The sequence below is a fragment of the Dissulfurispira sp. genome (assembly GCF_036745535.1).
Taxonomy (GTDB): Bacteria; Nitrospirota; Thermodesulfovibrionia; order Thermodesulfovibrionales; family Dissulfurispiraceae; genus Dissulfurispira.
Genome location: NZ_DAIOFX010000024.1, coordinates 1 through 23,597, shown reverse-complemented (window position 1 = coordinate 23,597; position 23,597 = coordinate 1). Strand labels below are relative to the sequence as shown.

The window sequence follows — 23,597 nt, the reverse complement described above, 5'->3', positions numbered from 1 at the left end:
AGTGCTGACTTCTTTCTTATCCTAATTGTATTGGCGTGTGCCTCAAGCCCCTCTACGTCGGCAATTGCCTCTACAGTATCTGATAAAAGCATAAACCCTTTTTTGTCAAATTGCAAGAGGCTCGTTCTTTTTATGAAATCATAAACTCCAAGAGGAGACGAGAATCTTGCTGTACCGCCTGTAGGCAGAGTGTGATTGGGGCCTGCTGAATAATCTCCGAGAGGTTCGGGTGTCCATTGGCCTGAAAATACAGCACCGGCATTTTTAATCATTTCCATGTCTTTTTCAGGCTGTAGCGTCATTAATTCAAGATGCTCAGGCGCAATCTCATTTGCTATATCTGCGGCCTCTTTAATGCTCTTTGTCTTGATTATAGCCCCGAATCTTTTCAGTGATTTCTTTGCTATATCCTTTCTTTTTAAACCCTTAAGTTGAATATTCAATTCCTGAATTACATTGCCTGCAAGGACTTCTGAGTCCGTTATCAATATGCTGGATGCAAGCTCATCGTGCTCTGCCTGACTTAGCATATCAGCAGCAACAAATTTCGGGTTTGCTGTCTCATCAGCGATTATCAATATCTCGCTCGGACCTGCAATCATATCGATATCAACTTCTCCGAAGACCATTTTTTTTGCGAGGGCAACATAGATATTTCCGGGGCCGACTATCTTATCCACTTTCTTTATGCTCTCTGTGCCGTATGCCATAGCGCCGACTGCCTGAGCGCCTCCAATCCTGCAAATCTCTTTAACGCCGAGCATCTCAATTGCTGCCATAACATAAGGATTTGTTTCTCCAATGGGAGTGGGAACACATAAGCATATATTTTTAACACCGGCTACCTGCGCCGGGATGACATTCATTAACACTGTTGAGGGATAAGATGCCTTTCCTCCGGGAACATACACGCCTGCCCTTTCGATAGGCCTGATTATCTGTCCAAGCAATGCACCGTCTTTCTTAAACGACCATGATTTCTCCCTTTGTCTCTCGTGAAAATCCCATATTCTTTTGGCTGACAATTCCAATGCCTTTACTATCTTTTTGTCTGCCTTTTTTGCACGCTTTGCGATATCAGAGGCTTTTAGCCTTAGAGGAAGGTCGTGTTTGTCAAATCTGCGGGTGTATTTCTCTACTGCAGAATCACCGTTCTTCCTCACATCGAAAAGTATGCTTTTTACTGCCTTTTCTATCTCCGGACTGACACCCAACGCCCTTTTCCTGAGGAGATTAAGGAATGCTGATATTTCTTTTTTGTTCTTTAGAATTTTCATGGTGATGAATTACATCATATTAAGTGGATGGGTAAATGGGTGAATGAGTGAATGGGCAACTCATATACCCATATACCCATTCACCCATTATTTTTAAAGTCTTCCCTTAAGCAGGTCATTAACTACCGATGGGTCGGCAAGCGTGGAGATGTCTCCCAGATCCTCCACATCACCCTTTGCTATTTTTCTCAGTATCCTCCTCATTATCTTGCCACTCCTTGTCTTTGGGAGTCCAGGCGCAAACTGGAGCTTGTCAGGAGTTGCAATCGGGCCTATTACTGTCCTTACATGCCCCACAAGTATCTTCTTCAGCTCATCAGATGGCTGCTGTCCTTCCTTGAGAGTTACATAAACATATATGCCTTCACCCTTAATCTCATGCGGGAAGCCGACCACTGCTGCCTCTGCAACCGCCTCATGACTGACAAGTGCTGACTCGACCTCTGCAGTGCCGAGCCTGTGTCCTGAGACATTGATGACATCGTCTATCCTTCCCATAAGCCAGTAGTCGCCATTCTCATCTATTCTCGCACCGTCTCCTGTAAAGTATTTTCCAGGGAATCTTGAGAAGTAGACCTCTTTGACTCTCTTGTTTTCAGTGTCTCCATATGTTCCCCTTATCATTCCGGGCCATGGCTTTTCTATTACAAGGTATCCTCCTTCGTTAACACCAGCAGGGGAGCCATCCTCTTTCAATACTGATGGCACTACTCCGGGGAATGGCCTGTTTGCAGAGCCCGGTTTCAATGTCATTGCACCCGGAAGGGGTGTTATGAGTATTCCTCCTGTCTCTGTCTGCCACCATGTGTCCACAATGGGCAGTTTGCCCCTGCCAACATGGGTGTGATACCACATCCATGCCTCGGGGTTTATTGGCTCCCCAACGCTTCCGAGCAGTCGGAGGGATGAGAGGTCGTGTTTCGTTACCCAGCTTTCTCCTTCCCTCATGAGAGCCCTTATTGCAGTTGGAGCAGTATAGAAAATATTTACCCTGTGTTTGTCGCAGATTTCCCAGAACCTTCCGGGATTGGGATATGTTGGAATACCTTCGAACATTAAACTCGTTGCTCCGTTGCTCAATGGCCCGTAAACAATGTAGCTGTGTCCTGTTACCCATCCTATGTCGGCGGTGCAGAAGTGAATGTCTTCGTCGTGATAGTCGAATATCCATCTGAATGTGAGGTTTGTGAAGAGCATGTATCCGCCTGTTGTGTGAAGGACACCTTTTGGTTTTCCTGTAGAGCCTGATGTGTAAAGGATGAATAACGGGTCTTCAGAGTCCATCCATTCAGGTTCGCAGTAGTTTGCTATATCAGGAGCGCTCATTTCTTCATGCCACCAAATATCCCTGCTCGGTTCCATGTCTATAGCAGGGTCTGTTCTTTTTACCACTATTACCTTCTCTATGGTGGGGCATTCATGGAGTGCTTCGTCTGCATTTGCCTTAAGGGGAACGGATCTTCCGCCCCTGACTCCCCTGTCTGAAGTGATTAAGAGTTTTGACTGACAGTCCTGGATCCTGTCCCTCAATGCCTGCGCGCTGAATCCTCCGAATACTACGCTGTGGATTGCTCCTATCCTTGCACATGCGAGCATTGCTATTGCAAGTTCAGGTATCATCGGCAGATATATGGTTACCCTGTCTCCCTTTTTTACACCGTGCTTCTTAAGCACATTGGCAAACCTGTTGACCTCGTAATATAGCTGCTGATACGTGTATGTCCTGTAGCTTCCGCCGTCCATCTCCCATATGATGGCAGCCTTGTTCCTTACTGGTGTGTTTATGAACCTGTCGAGGCAGTTGTAGGATGCATTTAATTTGCCGCCTGCAAACCATTTTATCTCCGGTTTTTCGAAGCTCCATTCAAGGACCTTGTCCCATTTCTTGAACCATATCAGATTCTTTTCAGCCATCTCCGACCAGAAGCCCTCGGGGTCTTCTATAGACCTCTTGTATATCTGCTCGTATTCCTTCATGCTCTTGATATGGGCCTTTTCACTGAATTCTTTTGATGGCGGAAATATCCTTTTCTCAGCCATTAATACATCAATCTTACCTGCTTCAGTCATAAATACCTCCGTTTTTATTAGTTAATGAGTATATGAGTATATGAGGTTTTTTAACCCATTTACTCATTCACCCATTTGCCCATTAACTCATTTGCCGCCTTAAAGTCCATTTTATTTATAAGTCCCCGACCTTAAGATTATAACAAAGGCCAGACGGACTATTACAATCAAAATAATCGAGATCCATGGAATGCAGCTTTCCTTTGCAAAGGGTACAATCTTTCGTGTAATTTTGTAAACCGGTTCTGTAAATTTAATAAAAAATGCCATTATAAAGTTTTCCCTGTTAGCCCTAAAAAGCGACAAGACAAGTCTTCCAACAATAAGCCACATGAAAAGGGCAAGGGTATAGTTAATTATCTGTATCAGTATCAGCCATGCAATCATTTATCGCCCAAATATTCCTTTTTGGAGTATTGGAGTGCTGGAGCAGTGTTTTGAATACAATACTCCAGCACTCCATTTCTCTTACTCCAGCGATCCTTCTGCCTTTACTGCGCCTTTAGGATATCTGACGCTCTCCACGAATTCCTGCATATCTTTTGACGGCTCAGCAGTGAGTCTCGACACTATCCAGATAGTGATAAAACCGAGTGGAATACCGAATATTCCAGAAGATACGGTTTTTATTCCCCACCAGTTAAGACCGAAGAACCTGCTGCCGATCATGTAAAACAGGGTTATTCCAAGCCCCACTATCATGCCAGCAACAGCACCTGTTTTATTTGCCCTCTTCGACCATATTCCCATAACAAGGGCAGGGAAGAACGATGCTGCTGCGAGGGAGAATGCCCATGCCACAAGCTCGACGATAATAGTGAGTTTATATGTTGCCACATAGGCTGCAATGGCTGCGGTTATAACAAGCAGCGTCCTTGAAATCGTAAGCCTTCTCAGGATAGATGCCTTTGGATTGATTATCTTGTAATAGAGGTCATGTGAAAGTGCATTGGAAATAGTCAGGAGCAATCCGTCAGCAGTAGAGAGTGCTGCTGCAAGACCTCCTGCTGCCACAAGGCCTGCTATTACATAGGGAAGGCCTGCAATCTCGGGAGTTGCAAGCACTATTGCATCAGGCTTCAACAAAAGCTCTCCAAACTGCAGTATTCCGTCACCGTTCATGTCTTTGACCGAAACAAGGCCTACCTTTGCCCATGAACTGACCCATCCCGGCAATGTGGCTACTGCCTGCCCGATAACATTTGTGAGCACCTCATTCCTTGCAAATGCTGCATAGGCCGGTGCTGTAAAGTAGAGGAGGAATATAAAGAATAACGACCATGCAACAGATGAGCGCGCCTCTTTAACAGATGGCACTGTATAGTATCTCATAAGAATGTGAGGAAGGCCAGCAGTACCCACCATGAGACAGAAGGTGAGGGCGAGCATGTTCTTCATATCTATTCTTGCAAAGGGCTGTATATAAGGTTTAGGCGTCTTGGCATTGTCTGCTGCTGCCTTCTTTGCCTCTGTCCACTTTTCTTTTGCCTCTTCGGGCGTTTTCGGGAGGTCTTTTATGGCCTTCTGTATGGCCTCTCTGTCCTTTGAAGGTGCATCTGCAGGAAGGGCAGCAAGCCTTGCCTCAAGGGATTTCTTTTCTTCATCCAGGCTTGCAGGAAGTGCCTTTATCTTTGCATCGAGATCACCTGCCCGCTTTTTCCATAGGTCTCGGACCTCCTGCTCTTTCGGGCTTGCAATAATCTCCTTTTCCTTTGCATCTATCTTCTGGAGCACCTGCCCATACATTATCTGCGGTATAGGAACGCCTGTGGTCTTATAGGACATAACAGTAACAGGAACGAGATAGGCAATGATAAGGATTATATACTGTGCAACCTGTGTCCATGTAACAGCCCTCATGCCGCCGAGCATTGAGCATGCGAGGATGCCTGCGAGACCTACGAAGACGCCGACATTAAAAGAGATCCCGAGGAATCGGCTTGTGATAATTCCTACGCCTGTGACCTGTGCTATGAGATAGGTGAAAGACACGATAATTGCTGCTATAATACCAATGGTACGGGCGACATTTCCTCCATACCTTGTACCCAGAAAGTCAGGGATGGTGTACTGGCCGAATTTTCTCAGGTAGGGAGCCAGGAAAACTGCCAGCAGGACATAGCCGCCCGTCCAACCCATAACATAGGCAAGTCCGTCATATCCGAATGTGTATATTGTTCCAGCCATGCCTATAAAGGATGCAGCAGACATCCAGTCAGAGCCTGTTGCCATGCCATTGAAAAATGCCGGGACCCTTCTACCTGCAACGTAGTATTCGGATATCTTTGTGGTTCTCGACATGATGCCTATTGCAGCATAAACAGCTATGGTAACGGCCATGAATATCCAGCCAATGTACTTCGGCTGCAGCCCCATCTGTTCTGCTATTCCGAGGGCTATAACAAAGGCAATAAACACCCCTGTGTAAATACCGTAAATCTTACCGAGGTTTTGCGTGAATGCATCTTTCTTCTCTGCCATTTACTCCTCCTCCTCAACACCGTATTTTTTGTCGATCCTGTTCATCTTTTTTGCGTAGTTTGCAATGAGCAGGACGAACACAATGAGAGAGCCCTGTGCACCCATGTAATATCCGAGCGGGAACCCGATAATTGATATGTTATTCAGGGCATTTACCATTATCGCTGCGCCGAATGAGACAATGAACCATATTGCAAGGGTTATTGCAGTAAGTTTCTGGTTTTCTTTCCAGTAAGCCTCAAGTTTTTCTTTTTCGATCATTTCTCCTCCTTCTTAGGTTTTTAATTTCAAATTTGAGATTTGAGATTTTTTGTTCTCACCTCCTCCCCCTTAAGGTCTTCCTATTATCAAGAGGTCTCTTACCGTCCTTACGCCGAGCTGCGGCAGGCGGCTCAAGAACCTCTGGAAAAGCTGCGCAGTGATAAAGGCATCCATCAGGGCATTGTGCGCCCCGGATACCTGAATTTTGTATTTTTTCGCAAGTGAAAATAGATCCTTTTCTCCGTTATCTCCATATTGCCTGCTGAAATCCCCATTGTGATGTTTTACCCAGTCGTGTATTCTGTATGTGTCGACAGCAGGATTATCAAGGGATTGTCCTGAAAATCTCTTTATTTCCCTGTTAAGGAACATGAGGTCAAGATGGATGAAATGACCCACGAGCACGCACTCCTTGCAAAAATTCATAAGTTCAGGAATTACGCCTCCTATGTAAGGTTTTTCTTCCACCTCTGAAGGCGTGATGCCGTGAACTACAACGCTGTCCGAGGTAAGGGCTGTCTGTGGCTTTACAAGCCTGTAAAATGCCTCTCCAAGCTTTATCCTCATGCCAGACATCTTTATCGCGCCGATGGATACTATCGAGTCCCGTTTCGGGTCAAGGCCTGTAAGCTCTGTATCAATGACCGCATAACATGCCTCATTTATGGGAATATCGAGCAGCTCCTTCGGATACTCGGCAACCCTTCTTTTAAACAAAGTAAGCATTATCCACCCACCATTCCGGGACCGTACTGATCTATAATGGCTTCCTGAATTTTTGATATGATATGGAATGCCTCTTTAAGGGATTTCCTTTCGAGGCTGCTCAGTTTTGCAGGATTTATAAAATTGTCAGGAGGAATAGACCCCTCTATCTGCTCCATCTGGTGGTGTATCCTCAGATGGTTTATGAACTCAAATGACTGTCCAAGATCATTACCCATTTCCCTGATTACGGGGTTTTTGTCCCTGAGTTCCTCTATCCTCTCGATAGTGGATGTTGCATTCACGCCGGACTCGAGGGCAAAGAGCCTTATAATGTCCACAAGCGGGCCTATGCCGTTAACCTTCAGATTCAGCTCGTCTTTATGCTCACCGCTCTTTTCCACGATAAAGGCCTTGAAAAATCCGAGTGGAGGCCTGTTCTTTGTTATTACCCCTGCCATTTTTGCAAGAAATATTTTCTGTCCCTTTAATGCATTGTTGAGGTATGCCCTCAACTCGTCTGCAAGGTCAAATTGTCCATAGAGAGGCCTGAAATCGAAGAATATCAGGGATTTAAGCACAGAATCGGGGGTCGGACTCGATATCCATTTTGAAAAGTATTTCTTCCATATGCTCAAAGGCTGTCGCCACTCGGGATTGCTCGCCATGTTATCTGCAGGACAGAGTGGAAAGCCGCATTTAACAAGGCAGTCCCTCACAAATACAGAGAAATCAGAAAAATACTTCTCTGCCTCTTTTCTTTTCGTCTCATCCGCCATATCGGCATGGATAATCGCATTATCCTGGTCTGTCCTGAAGGTCTGCTCTCTTCGTCCTTCGCTTCCGAACACAATCCAGCAATAGGAAACAGGCGGCTTGCCGAGTTTGTTTTCGGCTATTTCGAGGACCTTTCTTATAATCCTGTCGTTGAGTTCCGAGATTATCTTTGTTATGTTGACTGCCCTTGCCCCTTCTTTCAGAAGCAGGCCTATTATCTTATTTATCTTCTCTGCTACCGGCACCAGCCCATCTATGGTTGTCTGGCTTTCTATGTCCTTTGCAAAGGAGAGGGGGGATTTGCCCTGAAGGAGCATGAGGTCGTGGTTTGTCAAGATCCCTCTCAGGTTTCCATCCATTATCACAAGCACATGGTGGATGTTGTGCTTTATCATCTTTAGGACAGCTTCGAAACAGTAATCATTTGCATCTACCCTTATAAGGGGCAGGGATTTTATGCTGTCTATAGGTTCTGTGACATCCCGGCCCTTTGCAACTACCTTTTCCCTGAGGTCCCTGTCCGTTACAATGCCTGTTGGAAGATTATTTTTATCCACGATTATCACCGAGCTTACTTTATGGGCTGCCATGACCCTTGCAGCCTCTTTTATGGGCGTCCCCTCTATCACCTTCACCACATCCTTTAAGGCAATATCGCCAACACGGGTTGTAAAAAGGACATGGTCGCTGCTGCCGTAAAACAGGCTCTTGCCGTGCAACTCCCTGTATGTTTTGTCTATATACTTTGAGAAATGGGACTGCAGGAAATATTCGGTAAATGCCGGAGTGGAATCTATAAGCTCAAGAAGCCTTTCCTTTGCAAGCAGATAGCAGACTGTATCATCTACAGCAGTTACAGTTGTTTTCTGTTTGTTGCCCATAAGGGACATTAATCCGAAGGATTCTCCCTCACCCCGGTAATCTATTACCACGTCCTCACCGCTGTCGGTTTTTATGGAGACCCTGACTCCTCCTTTTTTTATTATCCTCAGGGAGTCGCTGGGAGGTCCATCCTGTTTAAGGATAATGGTGTCTTTCGGATAAAAATCCACTGATATGCTGTTGACAACACTGTCCAATACAGCATCGTCCAGAAATTGAAAAGGCGGGGTGTTCTTCAGAAATTTTTTAATGTCCTCAAAATACATATGTCCTCCAAGGTTAGAATTTATAGCAAATGAAATGCCAGATTTTATAATTTAAAATACAATTAAATCAAGGACTTGCAAAAATGAATCGGGGCTGTTCTGTTAAGCCTTGTAACTAAAAGTAATAGAGGGCAGATTTTTGTTACTTTGTGTAGCAAAGGCAAGTTACAATTATTAATCAGTTGATAATTAAGGAATAAGCATGGAGTGGTTCTTGATCTCCCTATAAGAAAAAACAGGGCCGTCTGTGCAGATGTATTTGGGACCAGCATAGCAATGACCGCATTTGCCGACACCGCACTTCATATGAGATTCGAGGGTGGTGATTATCTTCTCATCAGGCATGCCGAGAAAGAACAGGTCTCTCATGGCAGCCTTAATCATTACCTCAGGGCCGCATATATAAGCGACTGCCCTTTTAAAGCCTGTGCGCACCTCAGGCCAGAGACCCGTCACGAGTCCCACGCTTCCATTCCATTTGTCACTTCCCTTATCAGCAGTCAGTACAACTGTTATTCCGGCCTTTTCCCATTCTTCTACTTCATCCCGGAATATAATCTCATCTGGTGTTCTTGAGCCGTAAAGGAGGGTTACTTTACCGACCTCATTGTGATTCTTTATAAACTGTTTTATAAGGGGTCTAAGGGGTGCAATGCCGATTCCACCTGCAACCATGACCACATCTCTTCCCTTTGATATATCTATGGGAAAGCCATTTCCGTAAGGCCCTCTCAACCCGATGGTTTGTCTTGTCTCCAAGGAATGGATTGCAGAGGTTACAACACCCGTCTTTCTAATGCATAGCTCTATTGTCCCATTCTTTTCAGGCAGGGATGCCACGGATATCGGGACTTCGCCCGCACCCCAGAAAGAGACCATAAAGAACTGTCCTGGAACATAATCAATAGAAGCCCCTGTCTTTACCTTGAAGAGTCTCACATCACCTGTGAGTTCCGTGATCTCCTCTATTTTGCCGCTCAGGGGTATGTATACATTCTCGTTCGTCCTGTTATTTTTCATACTGCCTTTTACTCCTCTTCCTCGCTAATAACAAGACCTTTTAACTTTGTTGCGATGGAGGCCATATCGATCTTTCCGGGGCATGTTATGGTGCATCTTCCGCACCCAACACACCCGAAACCGCCCAGCGTTTCAGGATAATGGATCAGCTTGTGATAATACCACCTCTTTGTCCTTTTAACCATTATTTCATTGGGCAGAATACCTCCGGCCATCCGTGTAAATCCCTTGAACATGCATGTATCCCACAGCCTTATCCTTTCAGTTCCTTCAGAATATGCCCTGTCTGTAACAGTAAAGCAGGTACAAAAGGGGCAATCATATACACAACCCCCGCATTCAAAGCACCTGCCGGCAACCCACTGCCAGAAGTCGTCCTTTACCTTTCCTGAAAGGATCATCTCCCTTATGCCTTCCAGGTTTATTCTTTTATGGAACCTTGCCTTTGAGCTGAGAAAGGCTTCGTACTGAATAATCTGCTCTTTTAGGTTTTCTGAAAAGAAATGACATGGAGTTTATTGTTTTTGCGCCTTCAGGAGAGCCTATCTGCACAAAGTACCTGTCTCCGAGGTCTGTCATCTGTACGTCAAACCCCTTTTCTAAATAGGGGCCTGTCCCGAGTCCCATGCAGAAGCATGTGGGGTCAGGATCGTTGCATACAATGGATATGAAAAGGGTATTCCTTCTTCTCTCTGCATAATAAGGGTCTTTATGGCCTTCGAGATAGAATTTATCTATTATCTAAGAGTGCGAGTGCAGAGATGTCGCATGACCTTACGCCGAATATGACCCGTTTTGTTCTATCTGTCAGATCAACTACTTCTTGACCTTTGTCCCTTGCCCCTTGACTCTGTTCTTTATATTCGAGCATTGGCTCGTATTGAGGGAAAAGGAATTCCTTTGGCGATGGCAGTGATGATGGACAGTCAAGAACAATCTCGTGTATCTTATCAACACCTTTAAAGACAATATCATTACCGCCTTTCATCAAAGGCCCGATAAGCTCCCTGTTCTTCCTGAGCTGTCTGAGCCAATAGGAGAGGTTGTTTTTGTCAAGAATGAATTCGCCTTTCACCCCGTTAGAAGTTCTTGTGGCAGAGGAATCTCCTGATGAAGCTGATGTTTTGTTTTGTGAACTTCTAACGGGGTTCATGTAATCCTCAGAGCCTCCAAATCAACTGAAGGAATTCTTCTGACCTTCTTGGGTTTGGCGAGAGACCCAACCCTTACCGCGCAAACCTTATATTCAGGTATTTTTGCTCCGGGGTCTGTTGCAGGATTCGTGAGGATATTTGCTGCAGCCTCTCTGAAATGGAATGGTATAAAGACAATACCTTCTGGCGTTCTATTTGTAACATATGCCTTGAGCTCGATTTCGCCCCTCCTTGAACTCACCTTGACCATAGACCTGTTCCTTATGCCCAGTCTTTCAGCATCCTCGGGATTTATCTCTACAAAGGATTCGGGCTCTTCTCTTTCAAGTACAGCAGTCCTTCCGCACATGGTTGCAGTGTGATAACGGAAATAGATGCGTCCTGTTGTAAGCAGGAATGGATATTCACTGTCAGGAGGCTCAGCAGGAGGAACAAAATCAACTGTGATAAATGTGCCGGGCCCCCTTGCAAACTTCTTTCTATGAAGATACTGTGTTCCTGAATGGTTTATGTCATGACACGGCCACTGCAGGCCGAATCCTTCCTGTAGTCTGTGATGTAATATCCCGCTTTAGGAGGGTGTGAGGAGGGCGATCTCTTCCATTATCTCGTAAGTCCCTCTGTAATTCATCTCATATCCCATTCTGTTTGAGAGTTCGCAGATAATCTCCCAATCGGGTTTTGATTCTCCTATTGGCTCGATGGCCTTTCTGAGAAGCTGAACCCTTCTCTCTGTGTTTGTGAATGTCCCGTCCTTTTCTGCATAGGATGACGCAGGGAGTATCACATCTGCATATTCCGATGTTTCATTAGGGAATATATCCTGAACAACCATGAATTCGAGCCTTTCCAATGCCTCCCTTAAGTGGTTAAGGTCAGGGTCTGAAACCATAGGATTTTCTCCCATTATGTACATTGCCTTCAGGCTGCCGTCATATGCCCTTTCCATCATGTCCATCAATGTGAGTCCGGGCCTTTCAGGGAGTTTTTTCTCCATGCCATCTCGAACTTTTTTCTTGCCCTCGGGTCTGTTACTGTCTGGTAGCCTGAATAAACATTGGGCAGCCCGCCCATATCGCATGCGCCCTGGACATTGTTCTGCCCCCTCAAAGGATTGAGTCCTGACATGGGAAGTCCTATGTGTCCTGTGAGCATCACAAGATTGGCGCATGCCCTTACATTATCAACACCTGTTATATGCTGTGTAATACCCATGGCATAAAAGAGCATGGAGCGTTTTTCCATGGCATAGATTCTTGCCACACGGCGTATATCGCCGGCCTTGACCCCTGTGATGCCTTCAACGACATCAGGAGAATAGCGCCTCAGAACCTCTTCGAATGTATCGAAGTTCTCTGTCCTTCTTTTCACAAAATCTATATCCACGAGGCCTTCGTTCACTATGGCATTCATTATTCCCATTAAAAGGGCTACATCTGTACCGCTTTTCTGCCTGAGATGTATGTGTGCAAACTCTGCTATCTTTGTCCTTCTCGGGTCTGCCACTATTAATGTGGCGCCTCTGTCAACAGCCTCAAGCATGTGCATTCCTATCATAGGGTGCTGCTCTGTTGTATTTGAGCCTATTACAAAGAGTACCTTTGCATCCGCAATCTCGCTTATGGAATTTGTCATGGCGCCGGAACCGAATGCTGCTGCAAGTCCTCCCACAGTGGATGAATGGCAGAGCCTCGCGCAGTGGTCTATATTGTTTGTTCCAAGAACTGCCCTCGCGAACTACATCATAAGGTAATTCTCTTTATTTGTGCACTTTGCAGAACTGAGGATGCCTATGGAGTCAGGGCCGTGTTTCCTTTTTATTTCATCAAGGCGTGCTGCTACGAGAGTTAATGCCTCATTCCATGTTGATCTTCTAAACTCCCCGTTCTGCCTTATCATCGGATATTTCAGCCTGTCAGGATGTGCAACAAACTCATGGGCGTTCCAGCCCTTTACGCACAGGCTTCCCCTGTTTACAGGATGGGATCTGCTTGGAGAAACTCCTACGATCTGTCCGTTTTCTACATGGAGATGCAGGCCGCATCCGCAGCCGCAATATGGACAGACTGTGAGAACCTTGTTCATAATTTCTATTTTAACAAACTTTATGCCCTATATCTTTATCATAGCGACATGATTCGCTTATTTTCCGAAAAGTAAAAAACAGGAGAATTTATAATATTCTGCATCCAACAGTCCCATATTCAAACTCGTCAGGCATTTCTATGGATATTCTCTTTATTGCCTCAAAGCCGGTACAGTGAATGGGAACAATCTTTTTAACATTAAGTCGTCTGAACTCACTTATCGTTTTTTCAATCTTGGCTTCTCCAGGGCCTATCAGGTGAAAGCCGCCTATCACACAATAGATGTCATTTATCCCGGTTATCTTTATAGCCTGCTCAATTGTATTAATTATCCCGGCATGACTGCAGCCTGCAATGATAACAAGTCCTTTTTTTAGTATTTATCACGACGCCCTGGTCATCGAGAACCCTGTCGTTCAATGTTTTGCCATCCCTTTTTATTCTGAACACATTTAATTCTTCCCATAAATGAATCCTCGGTATCTCTCCTGTAGTAATGACGCCCTTTGATCCTGCACCTCCTTCCTACCATTACATGATATAGCTTGATATAACAAGTTTTAAAATAAAAAATTATCCTTATTTGGTTATAGGAAAATTAGAGACCCTCGTCTTAAATCTATAGAGGTCTCCTCGCATAACCGAAGCAATCCATCCACAAGGGGTATTATCTTTCTTATACGCTACCAGATCGACATAAAATGCCAGGCTGCCAGCAGGCACCTGAAGATACTTTGATTCATCGGACCGAATTGTTGTTACTTCGATGGTGACATCAGCGTATTCATTACAGATGTGGCATTTTCCGGCTAAAACATCAAAGACAGCTTGACTCTCGATACTTGTGGGGTCTTCGTAGATATGGGAATTGAGTATCTTGCAATCTGTACAGACTATGAATTTTTTTCAAGCACATAGGGCTTTTTATCAGCAAGAAAGAGTCGTTTTATACAAAATACATCTTCGTTTAGAGACACCATAAGCTTCTCTGATACAAGTTTACTGGCCTTAATACGCCTAACGTCTAAAATCTTCACTTCGGGCTTCAATCCTCTTTCGGTCATATCTTCAAAAAAGTCTGGAATCTTTATCATAAGGTCCAGTTTGGGTTCTGCTACAAAGGTTCCCTTACCCTTAATCGCATATAACAATCCATCTTGTGTCAGCTTCTTTAAAGCTTCCCTTACTGTAATTCTGCTTACGCCATACACCTTGCAAAGTTCTGTTTCAGAAGGCAGCATATCATGGGGTTGCAGCATCCTGTTCCTTATCTGACTGTAAATAATGTCTATTAATTGGTTATAGGCTGGAATTGGAGATCGTTTATTTACGGTAGCAGAAGCATCTCCTGGAACCGGGGGAATTTATGCATTTTGTGAAATACCTCCAACTGGTTATGACATGATATTACTACATGGTTTTATCTCTGTCAAGGAAAAAATTTCTTGCAAAATATATTTTTCATTCCCTTGCTATTCCCCATCTCTTTCTTTTTTCCCAGAGGGACTTTCTTGTAATTCCGAGCATGTCCGCAAGCTGCTGCTCGTTAAACTCGTCCTGGTATTTCTGGATAAACGCCTTTGTGTAGTCCTCGATGGAGAGTTTATCGCCGAGGGCTGCATGTATAAATGACCTTTCTGTTTTTATGCCCTCCGGCAAATGCTCTGCCCTTATAACTCCGTCTTCTGCTATGAGGATTGCCCTTTCTATTATGTTCTGTAGTTCCCTGATATTGCCGGGCCAGTGGTATGCTTTGAGGATCTTCGATGCCTCGTTATCTATCTCATTCACCGGTTTGCCCAGTTCCTTTGAATATTTATGTATGAAATATCTTACCAATAGTTCTATATCCTCTTTCCTCTCCCTCAAGGGAGGAAGCTTTATGGTAATCACGTTTATCCTGTAAAAGAGGTCTTCCCTGAAAGTCCCCTCGTTTATGGCATTTTCTATATCCTTGTTTGTAGCAGATATAAATCTCAGGTCAACCTTAATGCTCTGTGTCCCGCCCACAGGCCTTATCTCATGGTCTTCAAGCACCCTCAGGAGCTTTGATTGAAGGCCGATGCTCAAATCACCAATCTCATCGAGGAATACAGTGCCTCCGTTTGCTTCTTCAAAAAGCCCCTTCTTTGAAGTTATTGCGCCTGTAAAGGCGCCCCTTACATGGCCGAAGAGTTCTGACTCAAGGAGATTCTCAGGGATGGCGCTGCAGTTAATTGGTATAAAGGTCTTGTCTGCTCTGCTGCTGTTAAAGTGTATAGCCCTCGCAATGAGCTCCTTGCCCGTGCCTGTCTCTCCAAGTAAAAGCACATTGCTCCTTGCGTCTGCAATCTTCTTTACCTCGGTGATTATCTTCTGCATTGCTGAACTCTCGCCTATTATCCTGCTGAAGTCGTACTGCCTTTCTATCTGTTTTTTGAGGAGGACATTTTCTGCCTGAAGTGCCCTTTGTTTAAGGGCATTTTTTACAATCTGCTTTATCTCTTCATGTATGATGGGCTTTACGACATAGTCGTAAGCGCCTGCCCTGAGGGCTTCAACAGCGGTCTCTAAAGAGGCGTATGCCGTAACTATTATTACGGTCTGGTCAGGAAACTTTTCCTTTATTCTTTTAAGGAGTTCTATGCCGTCGATTCCTGGCAGTATGATGTCTGTTATTATGATGTCATAAATGCCTTTATCGAGTATTTCGAGGGCAGACTCTGCATTGTCAACAACTTCGGCCTCGTAGCCGTCCCTTAAAAATACCCTTCTCAGGGATGAACTCAGGGTCTCTTCGTCTTCAACTATGAGTATTCTCTCAGACATTGGGCTGTATCGGCAACTTTATCACAAATGTCGTTCCCTCTCCCCTTTTGCTTTTTACAGTGATTGTGCCGTTGTGCTCCCTGATTATACCATAGCAGATGCTCAGGCCTAATCCAGTGCCCTTTCCAAAAGGCTTTGTTGTAAAGAAGGGGTCGAATATCTTGTCCATCACAGACTCCTCTATTCCAACACCTGTGTCATGGAAGATAATCTCGATGAAATTGCCAGCCCTTTCCATTTTAATATCGAGCCTTCCCCCTTCGGGCATGGCATCGAGGGCATTGAGCATCAGGTTTAGAAAGACCTGCTGTATCTGGTCAGAATTGAGTAGTAATCTGGGAATATCTCCTATTTCTGTATCGAGATGTATATCTTTAAACCTCTTGTCGTATTTCACCAGATTAATTGTACGATCAAGTATCTCGGGGATGCTCGAAACCGTTTTTTCCACGGATGATATCCGTGCAAAGTCTCCGAGGCTGCGGACTATCCTTGCAATGCGCTCTATATGGCTGTTTATAGTTTTCAGGGAGTTCTCCGTAAATTCTGTATCGTCATTCGATTCCGGCTTCCGTACCATGAGTTCTTGCACGAGGGAGGATATTGATGCAAGTGGATTGCCGATCTCGTGTGATATTCCAGCAGTTAATTTGCCGATACTGGCTAACTTCGATGCCTGAAACAACTGCTCCTCCATTTTTTTCTTTTCTGTTATATCTTCGAGGATAACCACATATCCGCCTGCCAGATACCCGGATGGGTCCTTAAACGGGCTGATATTTATCTTAAACGTCTGATGCGTTGGCGTCTGGAAGGTGATCTCGTTTTGTTCGTTCTGCAGGAGTACATCGCCAGGAATCCACGGCAATAAAAGTATTATCGAGCTGTTAAATGCCTCTGATTTTTTAATCCCTGTAATTGTCTCCATTTCTTTGTTCCAGTATTTGACCCTCAAGAGAGAGTCAACCGTGGTAATGCCCACAGGCGCGCTCTCTATGATATTCTCGCTGAACTCTTTTAGATAGGATAGTTCCCTGTTGGCGTCTGCCAGCTCCTGACGGGAGAGCCTGAGGCTTTCGGTAATATGCTTTATCGATTCAGAAAGCTCTTCTCTCTCCTTTTCTGTCAGAACGAGTTTGTTTTCGAATATGATCGCTGCTATGGACGAACCTATTGCTCCAGACAGTATCTTTTCAGCCTCGTTTCTCAACTCGAAGAGTTCCTTTGATGTGAGTTCGTCCTGTTTCTTCTTCTTTTTTAACAGGAAGGAATGTATCGCCTCCCTTGCCTCCGGCCTGCCCAGATACTGGGCAAGGATATCCTCTATGTCATTAACAGTGTAGGAACTGCCGTAGGCGAGCTCCCTTGCCTTTTCATAAGACTCCACGAATATAAGGGACTGTATCTCTTCATCCTTTGACTGCTTCGTAAATACAGATACACCGATGTAAAACAGCAAATTAAAAAACATGCTCCAGAACAGGGAGTTGCCCCACTTGCCGAGACCCTTTATTCCGAAGAGGCTTGCAGGATTGAGCATTTCAGAGCCGGTCATAAGTCCGATGAGCCCGATATCCTTTACAATGCCTGCCTTGATGAGTGCGGGCATTATAAGGGTGTAAAACCATACAGTAAAGCCTGCAATAAGGCCTGCGATTGCTCCCATTTTTGTCCCCCTCTTCCAGTAAAGACCCAAAAGAAATGCGGGCGCAAAGAGTGTCACTGCCTCGAAGGACTTAAGCCCCATATCCACGAGGCTGTAAAATTCTCCGATTGATGTGGCAAAGAAATAGCCGAGGAAGACGACGCCGAGGATTACAAGCCTCTTTATATTCAAAACTATGGCAGGGAATTTTGGTGCATCGTGGAAATTTATGAGTGTGGGCATAATTATACTGTTCATGACCATTGTGCTCAGTGCCAATGCCTCCACAATTACCATGCCTGTTGCAGCAGAAAAACCGCCTATAAAGGCGAGGAGTGAGAGGTATTGTTTTCCGTAACTCAGGGGCAGGGTAAGGACGAAATAATCCGCATCTTTGCCTGCACCTCCGAGAAGAAGCCCTCCGAAGGCTATGGGCAGTACGAATATGTTTATCAGGAAAAGATACAGCGGAAAGAGCCATACAGCCTTTGTTATGTGTGCCTCGTCATAATTCTCCACGACAGCCATCTGGAACTGTCTGGGCAGAAACATTATGGCCATCATTGAGAGGAAGAGGAGGGCAAACCACTCGAAATAGGCTGTCTCTGTGCCTGTTCCGAGAAAGAGCAGAACAGAATGCTCGGAATCCTTGATCCTGTCGAATATGTCGCTAAACCCTTCAAACAGCCCGTAAGTGACGAAGATGCCTACAAGGACAAAGGCTATAAGTTTTACTATGGACTCAAAGGCGATGGCAAAGACAAGGCCGCCGTGCTTTTCTGATGAATCGAGGCGTCTGGCGCCGAACATAATGGCGAATATGCCGAGTATCAGTGTAATGAAGAGCCCTGCAGCAGCACTGCCTTTCACCTCTCCGGATATAATAGTGAATGTGCTTATGATTGCCTTTATCTGCAATCCGAGATATGGAGCGATTCCCACCACAGCAACTATTGTTACAAGGGTTGAAAGTGAGAGGGACTTGCCGTATCTCGAACCCATGAAATCGGATATGGTTGTGATCCTGTTTGCCTTTGCTATCCTTACAACCTTTTTCAGGACAACGAGCCATACGGCAGCCATGAGTGTGGGGCCTAAATATGTGGTGAGGAATGAAAGGCCCGAAGTGGCCGCCTTTCCGACGCTTCCGTAGAATGTCCATGAGGTGCAGTAAACTGCGAGGGACAGGGAATAGATGTAAGGGTTATTGACTATGCTTTTCCCTGCCTTCTCCTTTTTCTCTGCATAATATGCAACTGCAAAGAGGAGCAGGAGGTAACACAGGACTATGAAGAAAAGATTATATGATGCAAACATATCAAATAGTTAATGAGCAAATGAGCAAATGGGTGAAAACTCATATGCTCATATGCCCATTTACTCATTAACTCTAAGCTTAGCTTTTTTTGTCTTCAGTTCTGTAGACTGCAAATGCTATAAGGATTATAAAAATGAGCCAGAAGGCGAATAGGTATTCGGCCACATCGGTGTGGAATATCTCCAGCAATGGCCAGTTAAGGCCAAGGAGACCGAGGATGAATATGAATATCCAGACTTCTGTGTTTTTCATTTACTCCTTTATTTCTTCCTCTACCACCCTGCCGATGCTTACGATCCTGTCATCTGCCTCCAGGTCCATGAGCTTCACACCCTGGGTATTCCTGCCCTGAACAGAGATGCTGTCGGCTTTTGTCCTTATTAATTTTCCCGAATTTGTTATCAGGACAATCTCGTCTTCATCCTTTACCTGAAGGAGGCCGACTGCATTGCCTCCCCTCTCTGTGAGTTTTATGGATATGACTCCTTTTCCGCCTCTGCCGTGAACAGGATACTCTTCTGGTTTTGTCCGTTTTCCAAGGCCTTTCTCTGTGACTGTCAACAGGCTTGTTCTTTCTCCTACCACATCGGCTGATACAACCTCATCTCCCTCGGAGAGCCTTATTCCTATAACACCCCTTGCTGTTCTTCCCATATCCCTGACATCGTCTTCCTTAAACCTTGCAGCAAGCCCGCTCCTTGTGCCTATGATTAAATCATTTTTTCCGGTTGTCCTCTTAACAGCAATAAGCTCATCTCCCTCATCGAGGCTGACTGCTATTATTCCCTTGCTCCTCGGGTTGCTGTATTCCTCGAGTGCTGTTTTCTTAACGATGCCTTTTTTTGTGAACATCACGAGGAATCCTTCCTTGAAGTCCTTAACATTTAAGGCTATTGTTATCCTCTCTCCCTCTGTCAGTGGCAATAGATTAACAAGGGCCTTGCCTTTTGCTGTCCTTCCTGCCTCGGGTATTTCATATATTTTTTTCCAGTATAGCCTTCCTAAATTGCTGAAAAAAAGCATGTAGTCATGAGTGGAGCCTATGAAGAGCTGCTCAACATAATCCTCTTCCCTTGTCTCCATACCGGTTAGTCCCTTTCCACCACGACGCTGGCTCCTGTAAATAGAAAGCGGATTCCTCTTTATATAGCCGTTGTGCGAAAGGGTGATGACCATATCCTCTTCTGTGATGAGGTCTTCAATGGTCAACTCTGCAGTCTCTGCTACAATCTCTGTCTTTCTTTCGTCTCCGTATTTATTCTTAATCTCTACAAGTTCATCCTTTATAATCTTCGAAACGAGTTTCTCGCTTCCTAAAATCTCCTTTAATCTCTCTATCTCCTTCAGTGTATCCTCATAATCCTTTACAATCTTATCCCTCTCAAGGCCGGTCAGTCTCTGGAGTTTCATATCCAGTATTGCCTGTGCCTGGACCTCTGTCAATGGATATTTTGTCATCAATCCGTTTCTTGCCTCTTCCGGGTTCTTTGAATTCCTTATGAGGGTTATGATCGCATCGAGATGGTCGAGGGCAATCTTCAGCCCCTCAAGGATGTGAGCCCTTTCTTCAGCCTTTCTTAATTCAAACCTTGTCCTGCGCAATATGACATCCCTTCTGTGGTGTAGGAAGTGTCCGAGCATCCGTTTGAGATTGAGTATGTGCGGCTGTCCATTAACAAGGGCTAACATTATGATTCCGAAGGTGGACTCCATCTGCGTGTGTTTATAGAGGTTATTCAGAATTACCTGCGGAACCTCGGCGCGCTTTAATTCAAGGACTATCCTTATTCCGTCCCTGTCTGATTCATCCCTGATGTCGGATATTCCTTCTATGCGCTTTTCACGGACAAGCTCTGCTATTTTTTCTATAAGCCGTGCCTTATTTACCTGATATGGAAGTTCGGAGATTATTATGCTGTCTCCGCCTTTTGCTTCCCTCTCAATCCTTGCCTTTGCCCTGACCTTTATTAATCCCCTGCCGTGAGTGTAGGCTTTAACTATCCCTCCTGTCCCGTAAATCATTGCGCCTGTAGGAAAGTCCGGGCCTTTGATTACAGCCATCAAGTCATTGATTGTAGCATCAGGATTCTCAAGGAGCATTATCAGTCCATCCACAACCTCTCCAAGATTATGGGGAGGTATGTTTGTGGCCATTCCAACAGCTATTCCGGCAGAGCCGTTTATGAGGAGGTTCGGAATCATTGTTGGCAGGACAACAGGCTCCTCTGTTGTCTCATCGAAATTAGGGGTGAAATCTACTGTTTCTTTGTCTATATCAGCCAGCAGCTCTTCTGCTATCTTTGCGAGCCTTGCCTCTGTGTATCTGTATGCAGCAGCAGGATCGCCGTCAATCGAGCCGAAATTCCCCTGTCCATCTACAAGCGGGTATCTCATATTAAAGTCCTGTGCGAGCCTTACAAGTGCATCATAAACTGCTGTATCGCCGTGTGGATGGTATTTTTTAAGGACTTCACCAACAACACCTGCGCATTTCGAATACTTCTTGCCCGGAAGAAGCCCCTCCCTGAACATGGCATAGAGTATCCTCCTCTGCACAGGCTTGAGCCCGTCCCTTATCTCAGGCAAGGCCCTTCCTATGATTACGCTCATGGCGTAATCGAGGTAGCTGGACTTCATCTCTTCTTCTATGCTTATGAATGTATTTTGTGGTGTCATAAGGAATATTCCTCTCTTTTTGCTAACTTTTATTAAGCCTGTTATTTTAACATACTCTTTAGTCTATTTATCTCTTCCTTTGTAAACTTTCTGTCCTTGTAATAATGGCTCTCGAACTCCTCCACAAACCTGTATGCCAACTGTTTCAACTCCTCTTCCCTTATGCCTGCAACAAACTCCTCAAGCCCCTCAGATTTTCCCTTCTTGTAGCCATGTCTTTCCATCTTCTTCAGAAAAAGGGCGATCAGCCTTTCTTCCTCTGTTTTCCTGCTGGAAATGAGGACATAGAGCATGAATACAGATAGAGACAAAACAGCCGGGATAACAAGATACTTTATGAGTTTTTCTTTATTTATGGATAGTTTGATTTCGGGCTTTCTTATGCCGGACTGTATTTTATGGAACAGGGATAACTGCTTTTCAAAGTCATAGCTTATTACAAAGGCGTTCCAGTAATAATTGATTGTGTCCAGAACGAGCCTTATCTTAAACAGGATATCCCTTTTATGGGGAGATACAAAGCCTTCAATGGATGCTGGAGTAGGATCTAATCTTATCCATCCTTTATCTGTATATGCCTCAACCCATACATGGGCGTTTTTCTGGGGGACAAGATAATATTTCCCGATGTCATTATAGTATCCTCCCCTGTATCCTCCAACAAGCCTCGCAGGCACGCCAGAAATCCTCAACATTACAGCCATTGCCGATGCAAAGTACTCGCAGTTGCCGTGCTTGTATTTAAAAAGAAAGTCCTCAAGAGGGGTCTTTGATACCGGAAGGTTCTGGAGGGAGTACTTGTAATTTCCGCCCTTTAAAAAAGTCAGAACCGATTTTATGTTTTCTTCCTTACTATTCCTGCCGGAAGTCAATCCCTTTACAATATCCATAATTTCGGATGAAATGTTTTCGGGCAGTTGCAGATACCTTTCTTTATCTATATCAATTTCGGAGATTGCATCAGACAGTATGGACACAACATCGTATCTTATCCTTTTATCCACTTCTTTCGATAAAGAAAATGTCAAATCACCGTATTTTTTTATATCGTTTAGCGTTATTAAATACGGCTTATCGAGGGCAAAGATATACCTGTGTTCATAAGGCTCAAGATATATTGTCTGCCTGACTTTTTCGCCCTTCAAGATTAGCGTGGAGATTTCATCTCCCCCGCGAACCCCATCCGTACTTTTCCATGATGCGCCGTCAAAATAATCGAGGACAATGCCGCGCCAGTAGAGATGTCTTTCATCGATCTTTTCCATATGCGCCCTGAATATGGCGGTTGCATCTTCCTGAATGCCTGATACCGAACCAAGCCTCACATTATCCGTGAATCCTGTCTTTGCCTTCTCTGCCCTGTTCAGGAAATTAAAGAACGGATAGCTTGTCCTCGGGAGCATTACGAAGAGAAACAGGGTCATGGGCATGGATATTAAGGGTATGAGCAGGGATTTCAATGCAATTTTTATGATCGTGCTTTTTGGCAGCTCTAAATCAGGTTCCTGAGAGTAGTATGTGAGGAGGACTATAGATATTGCCAGCATGAAAATCATGATTAAGAAATAAATGGAGAATTCTATGTCTATTGTGAGCAGGGCAGAGCCCGAAAGCAGAAACAGGGATATGAGATATATCTGCATATAGTCCCTGAATTTTTTTTCTTCCAGAAATTTTATTGAAAGGAGTATTAGCAGTCCTTCTACTGCCGAGACAACGGGGTTGTCGAGACTTAATCTGAAGAGTGATAGCAATATTACTGCCAGCGCCGTTAAGTTTAAAAACCACCTCGGCATATGGAAGCTCTTTTTGTAGTCAAAATAAACGGCTAAAAGACACAGGACTATGAATGCTGCGGAATAGATGAAGCTTATGTGTTTAAAGACAGATAGAAATCCTATAAGTCCGATAATGTACGTTATTATCTTTACGATAACTTCGATTTTTATTTTAGAACTACTTTTCACCTAATCCGTGCGATTTATGTGTCAGGCGCTGCTCAAAGCCTTTAAAAAGTGCTGTTTCATGTGCAATTGAAAGATTATAAATGCATCACCCAACAAGTGTCCAATGTCGTAGATGACGGATACAGGATAAAAGTTTGCACAAGTGCGGGGTTTAAAGTCTTTTCGCAGCACCTGACACATAATTTACACTTGAGAATCGCTAA

19 protein-coding genes and 1 pseudogene are annotated in these 23,597 nt (G+C 44.6%); all 20 read right to left on the bottom strand.

The annotated features are described in order from the left end of the window. Window positions 1-1,277 (bottom strand): histidinol dehydrogenase (gene hisD / locus V7L97_RS06055; protein ID WP_333654215.1); only part of this gene is annotated, 1,277 nt, incomplete at its 3' end. A 93-nt stretch (window positions 1,278-1,370) separates the two neighbouring features. Beyond that, entirely contained in the window at window positions 1,371-3,347 is a 1,977-nt protein-coding gene (acs, locus tag V7L97_RS06050; protein ID WP_333654213.1) for an acetate--CoA ligase, read from the bottom strand. Window positions 3,348-3,458: 111 nt separating this feature from the next. Then, entirely contained in the window at window positions 3,459-3,734 is a 276-nt protein-coding gene (locus V7L97_RS06045; RefSeq protein WP_333654211.1) for a YggT family protein, read from the bottom strand. 81 nt (window positions 3,735-3,815) lie between these two features. Beyond that, complete coding sequence (locus V7L97_RS06040) at window positions 3,816-5,828, bottom strand: sodium:solute symporter family protein (protein WP_333654210.1); 2,013 nt, start codon at window positions 5,826-5,828, stop codon at window positions 3,816-3,818. Beyond that, a complete protein-coding gene (locus V7L97_RS06035) occupies window positions 5,829-6,089 on the bottom strand; it encodes a DUF4212 domain-containing protein (RefSeq protein ID WP_333654209.1) in 261 nt (86 codons plus the stop codon). A 69-nt stretch (window positions 6,090-6,158) separates the two neighbouring features. Then, window positions 6,159-6,815: a 3'-5' exonuclease gene (locus tag V7L97_RS06030; RefSeq protein ID WP_333654208.1), complete on the bottom strand. Its 657-nt coding sequence runs from the start codon at window positions 6,813-6,815 to the stop codon at window positions 6,159-6,161. Beyond that, window positions 6,815-8,719 (bottom strand): DUF294 nucleotidyltransferase-like domain-containing protein, encoded by a 1,905-nt coding sequence (locus V7L97_RS06025; RefSeq protein ID WP_333654207.1) that lies wholly within the window; start codon window positions 8,717-8,719, stop codon window positions 6,815-6,817. Before V7L97_RS06025 ends, V7L97_RS06030 begins: the two co-directional genes overlap by 1 nt. Before the next feature lie 189 nt (window positions 8,720-8,908). Beyond that, entirely contained in the window at window positions 8,909-9,739 is an 831-nt protein-coding gene (locus V7L97_RS06020) for an FAD/NAD(P)-binding protein (protein ID WP_333654205.1), read from the bottom strand. An 8-nt stretch (window positions 9,740-9,747) separates the two neighbouring features. Further along, window positions 9,748-10,140 (bottom strand): 4Fe-4S dicluster domain-containing protein, encoded by a 393-nt coding sequence (locus tag V7L97_RS06015; RefSeq protein ID WP_333654204.1) that lies wholly within the window; start codon window positions 10,138-10,140, stop codon window positions 9,748-9,750. A gap of 28 nt (window positions 10,141-10,168) precedes the next feature. Beyond that, window positions 10,169-10,366 (bottom strand): hypothetical protein, encoded by a 198-nt coding sequence (locus tag V7L97_RS06010; RefSeq protein ID WP_333654202.1) that lies wholly within the window; start codon window positions 10,364-10,366, stop codon window positions 10,169-10,171. 103 nt (window positions 10,367-10,469) lie between these two features. Then, the gene (locus tag V7L97_RS06005; protein WP_333654199.1) at window positions 10,470-10,892 is read right to left on the bottom strand and encodes a hypothetical protein; all 423 of its coding nucleotides are present in this window, start codon (window positions 10,890-10,892) and stop codon (window positions 10,470-10,472) included. Further along, a pseudogene (gene fdhF, locus V7L97_RS06000) lies at window positions 10,889-12,978 on the bottom strand (formate dehydrogenase subunit alpha). Before fdhF ends, V7L97_RS06005 begins: the two are co-directional and overlap by 4 nt. A gap of 88 nt (window positions 12,979-13,066) precedes the next feature. Then, window positions 13,067-13,255 (bottom strand): hypothetical protein, encoded by a 189-nt coding sequence (locus V7L97_RS05995; protein WP_333654196.1) that lies wholly within the window; start codon window positions 13,253-13,255, stop codon window positions 13,067-13,069. A gap of 304 nt (window positions 13,256-13,559) precedes the next feature. After that, window positions 13,560-13,877 (bottom strand): UTRA domain-containing protein, encoded by a 318-nt coding sequence (locus tag V7L97_RS12955; RefSeq protein ID WP_442891769.1) that lies wholly within the window; start codon window positions 13,875-13,877, stop codon window positions 13,560-13,562. Beyond that, window positions 13,874-14,272, bottom strand: a complete 399-nt coding sequence (locus V7L97_RS05990) for a GntR family transcriptional regulator (protein ID WP_333654216.1) — start codon at window positions 14,270-14,272, stop codon at window positions 13,874-13,876. The genes V7L97_RS12955 and V7L97_RS05990 overlap by 4 nt, the downstream gene beginning before the upstream one ends. A 169-nt stretch (window positions 14,273-14,441) precedes the next feature. Continuing rightward, on the bottom strand, window positions 14,442-15,788 hold the full coding sequence (locus tag V7L97_RS05985; protein WP_333654193.1) for a sigma-54-dependent transcriptional regulator: 1,347 nt from the start codon (window positions 15,786-15,788) through the stop codon (window positions 14,442-14,444). Further along, window positions 15,781-18,750, bottom strand: coding sequence for an ATP-binding protein (locus V7L97_RS05980; protein WP_333654191.1), 2,970 nt, complete (start codon window positions 18,748-18,750; stop codon window positions 15,781-15,783). The genes V7L97_RS05985 and V7L97_RS05980 overlap by 8 nt, the downstream gene beginning before the upstream one ends. 79 nt (window positions 18,751-18,829) lie before the next feature. Further along, window positions 18,830-19,003, bottom strand: a complete 174-nt coding sequence (locus V7L97_RS05975; protein WP_333654190.1) for a hypothetical protein — start codon at window positions 19,001-19,003, stop codon at window positions 18,830-18,832. After that, on the bottom strand, window positions 19,004-21,427 hold the full coding sequence (gyrA, locus tag V7L97_RS05970; RefSeq protein ID WP_333654189.1) for a DNA gyrase subunit A: 2,424 nt from the start codon (window positions 21,425-21,427) through the stop codon (window positions 19,004-19,006). 41 nt (window positions 21,428-21,468) lie between these two features. Beyond that, window positions 21,469-23,394 (bottom strand): transglutaminase family protein, encoded by a 1,926-nt coding sequence (locus V7L97_RS05965; protein WP_333654187.1) that lies wholly within the window; start codon window positions 23,392-23,394, stop codon window positions 21,469-21,471. Window positions 23,395-23,597: the final 203 nt, after the last annotated feature.

Excerpts from the sequence above, each read along its gene's own strand:
- V7L97_RS06010 (WP_333654202.1), bottom strand. The coding sequence starts at position 10,366 with ATGGGACTCGGGACAGGCCCCTATTTAGAAAAGGGGTTTGACGTACAG.
- V7L97_RS06015 (WP_333654204.1), bottom strand. The coding sequence starts at position 10,140 with ATGATCCTTTCAGGAAAGGTAAAGGACGACTTCTGGCAGTGGGTTGCC.
- gyrA (WP_333654189.1), bottom strand. The coding sequence starts at position 21,427 with ATGACACCACAAAATACATTCATAAGCATAGAAGAAGAGATGAAGTCC.
- V7L97_RS05985 (WP_333654193.1), bottom strand. The coding sequence starts at position 15,788 with ATGTCTGAGAGAATACTCATAGTTGAAGACGAAGAGACCCTGAGTTCA.
- V7L97_RS06005 (WP_333654199.1), bottom strand. The coding sequence starts at position 10,892 with ATGAACCCCGTTAGAAGTTCACAAAACAAAACATCAGCTTCATCAGGA.
- V7L97_RS06030 (WP_333654208.1), bottom strand. The coding sequence starts at position 6,815 with ATGCTTACTTTGTTTAAAAGAAGGGTTGCCGAGTATCCGAAGGAGCTG.
- V7L97_RS06045 (WP_333654211.1), bottom strand. The coding sequence starts at position 3,734 with ATGATTGCATGGCTGATACTGATACAGATAATTAACTATACCCTTGCC.
- V7L97_RS06040 (WP_333654210.1), bottom strand. The coding sequence starts at position 5,828 with ATGGCAGAGAAGAAAGATGCATTCACGCAAAACCTCGGTAAGATTTAC.
- V7L97_RS06035 (WP_333654209.1), bottom strand. The coding sequence starts at position 6,089 with ATGATCGAAAAAGAAAAACTTGAGGCTTACTGGAAAGAAAACCAGAAA.
- V7L97_RS06020 (WP_333654205.1), bottom strand. The coding sequence starts at position 9,739 with ATGAAAAATAACAGGACGAACGAGAATGTATACATACCCCTGAGCGGC.
- V7L97_RS05980 (WP_333654191.1), bottom strand. The coding sequence starts at position 18,750 with ATGTTTGCATCATATAATCTTTTCTTCATAGTCCTGTGTTACCTCCTG.
- V7L97_RS06025 (WP_333654207.1), bottom strand. The coding sequence starts at position 8,719 with ATGTATTTTGAGGACATTAAAAAATTTCTGAAGAACACCCCGCCTTTT.
- acs (WP_333654213.1), bottom strand. The coding sequence starts at position 3,347 with ATGACTGAAGCAGGTAAGATTGATGTATTAATGGCTGAGAAAAGGATA.
- V7L97_RS05975 (WP_333654190.1), bottom strand. The coding sequence starts at position 19,003 with ATGAAAAACACAGAAGTCTGGATATTCATATTCATCCTCGGTCTCCTT.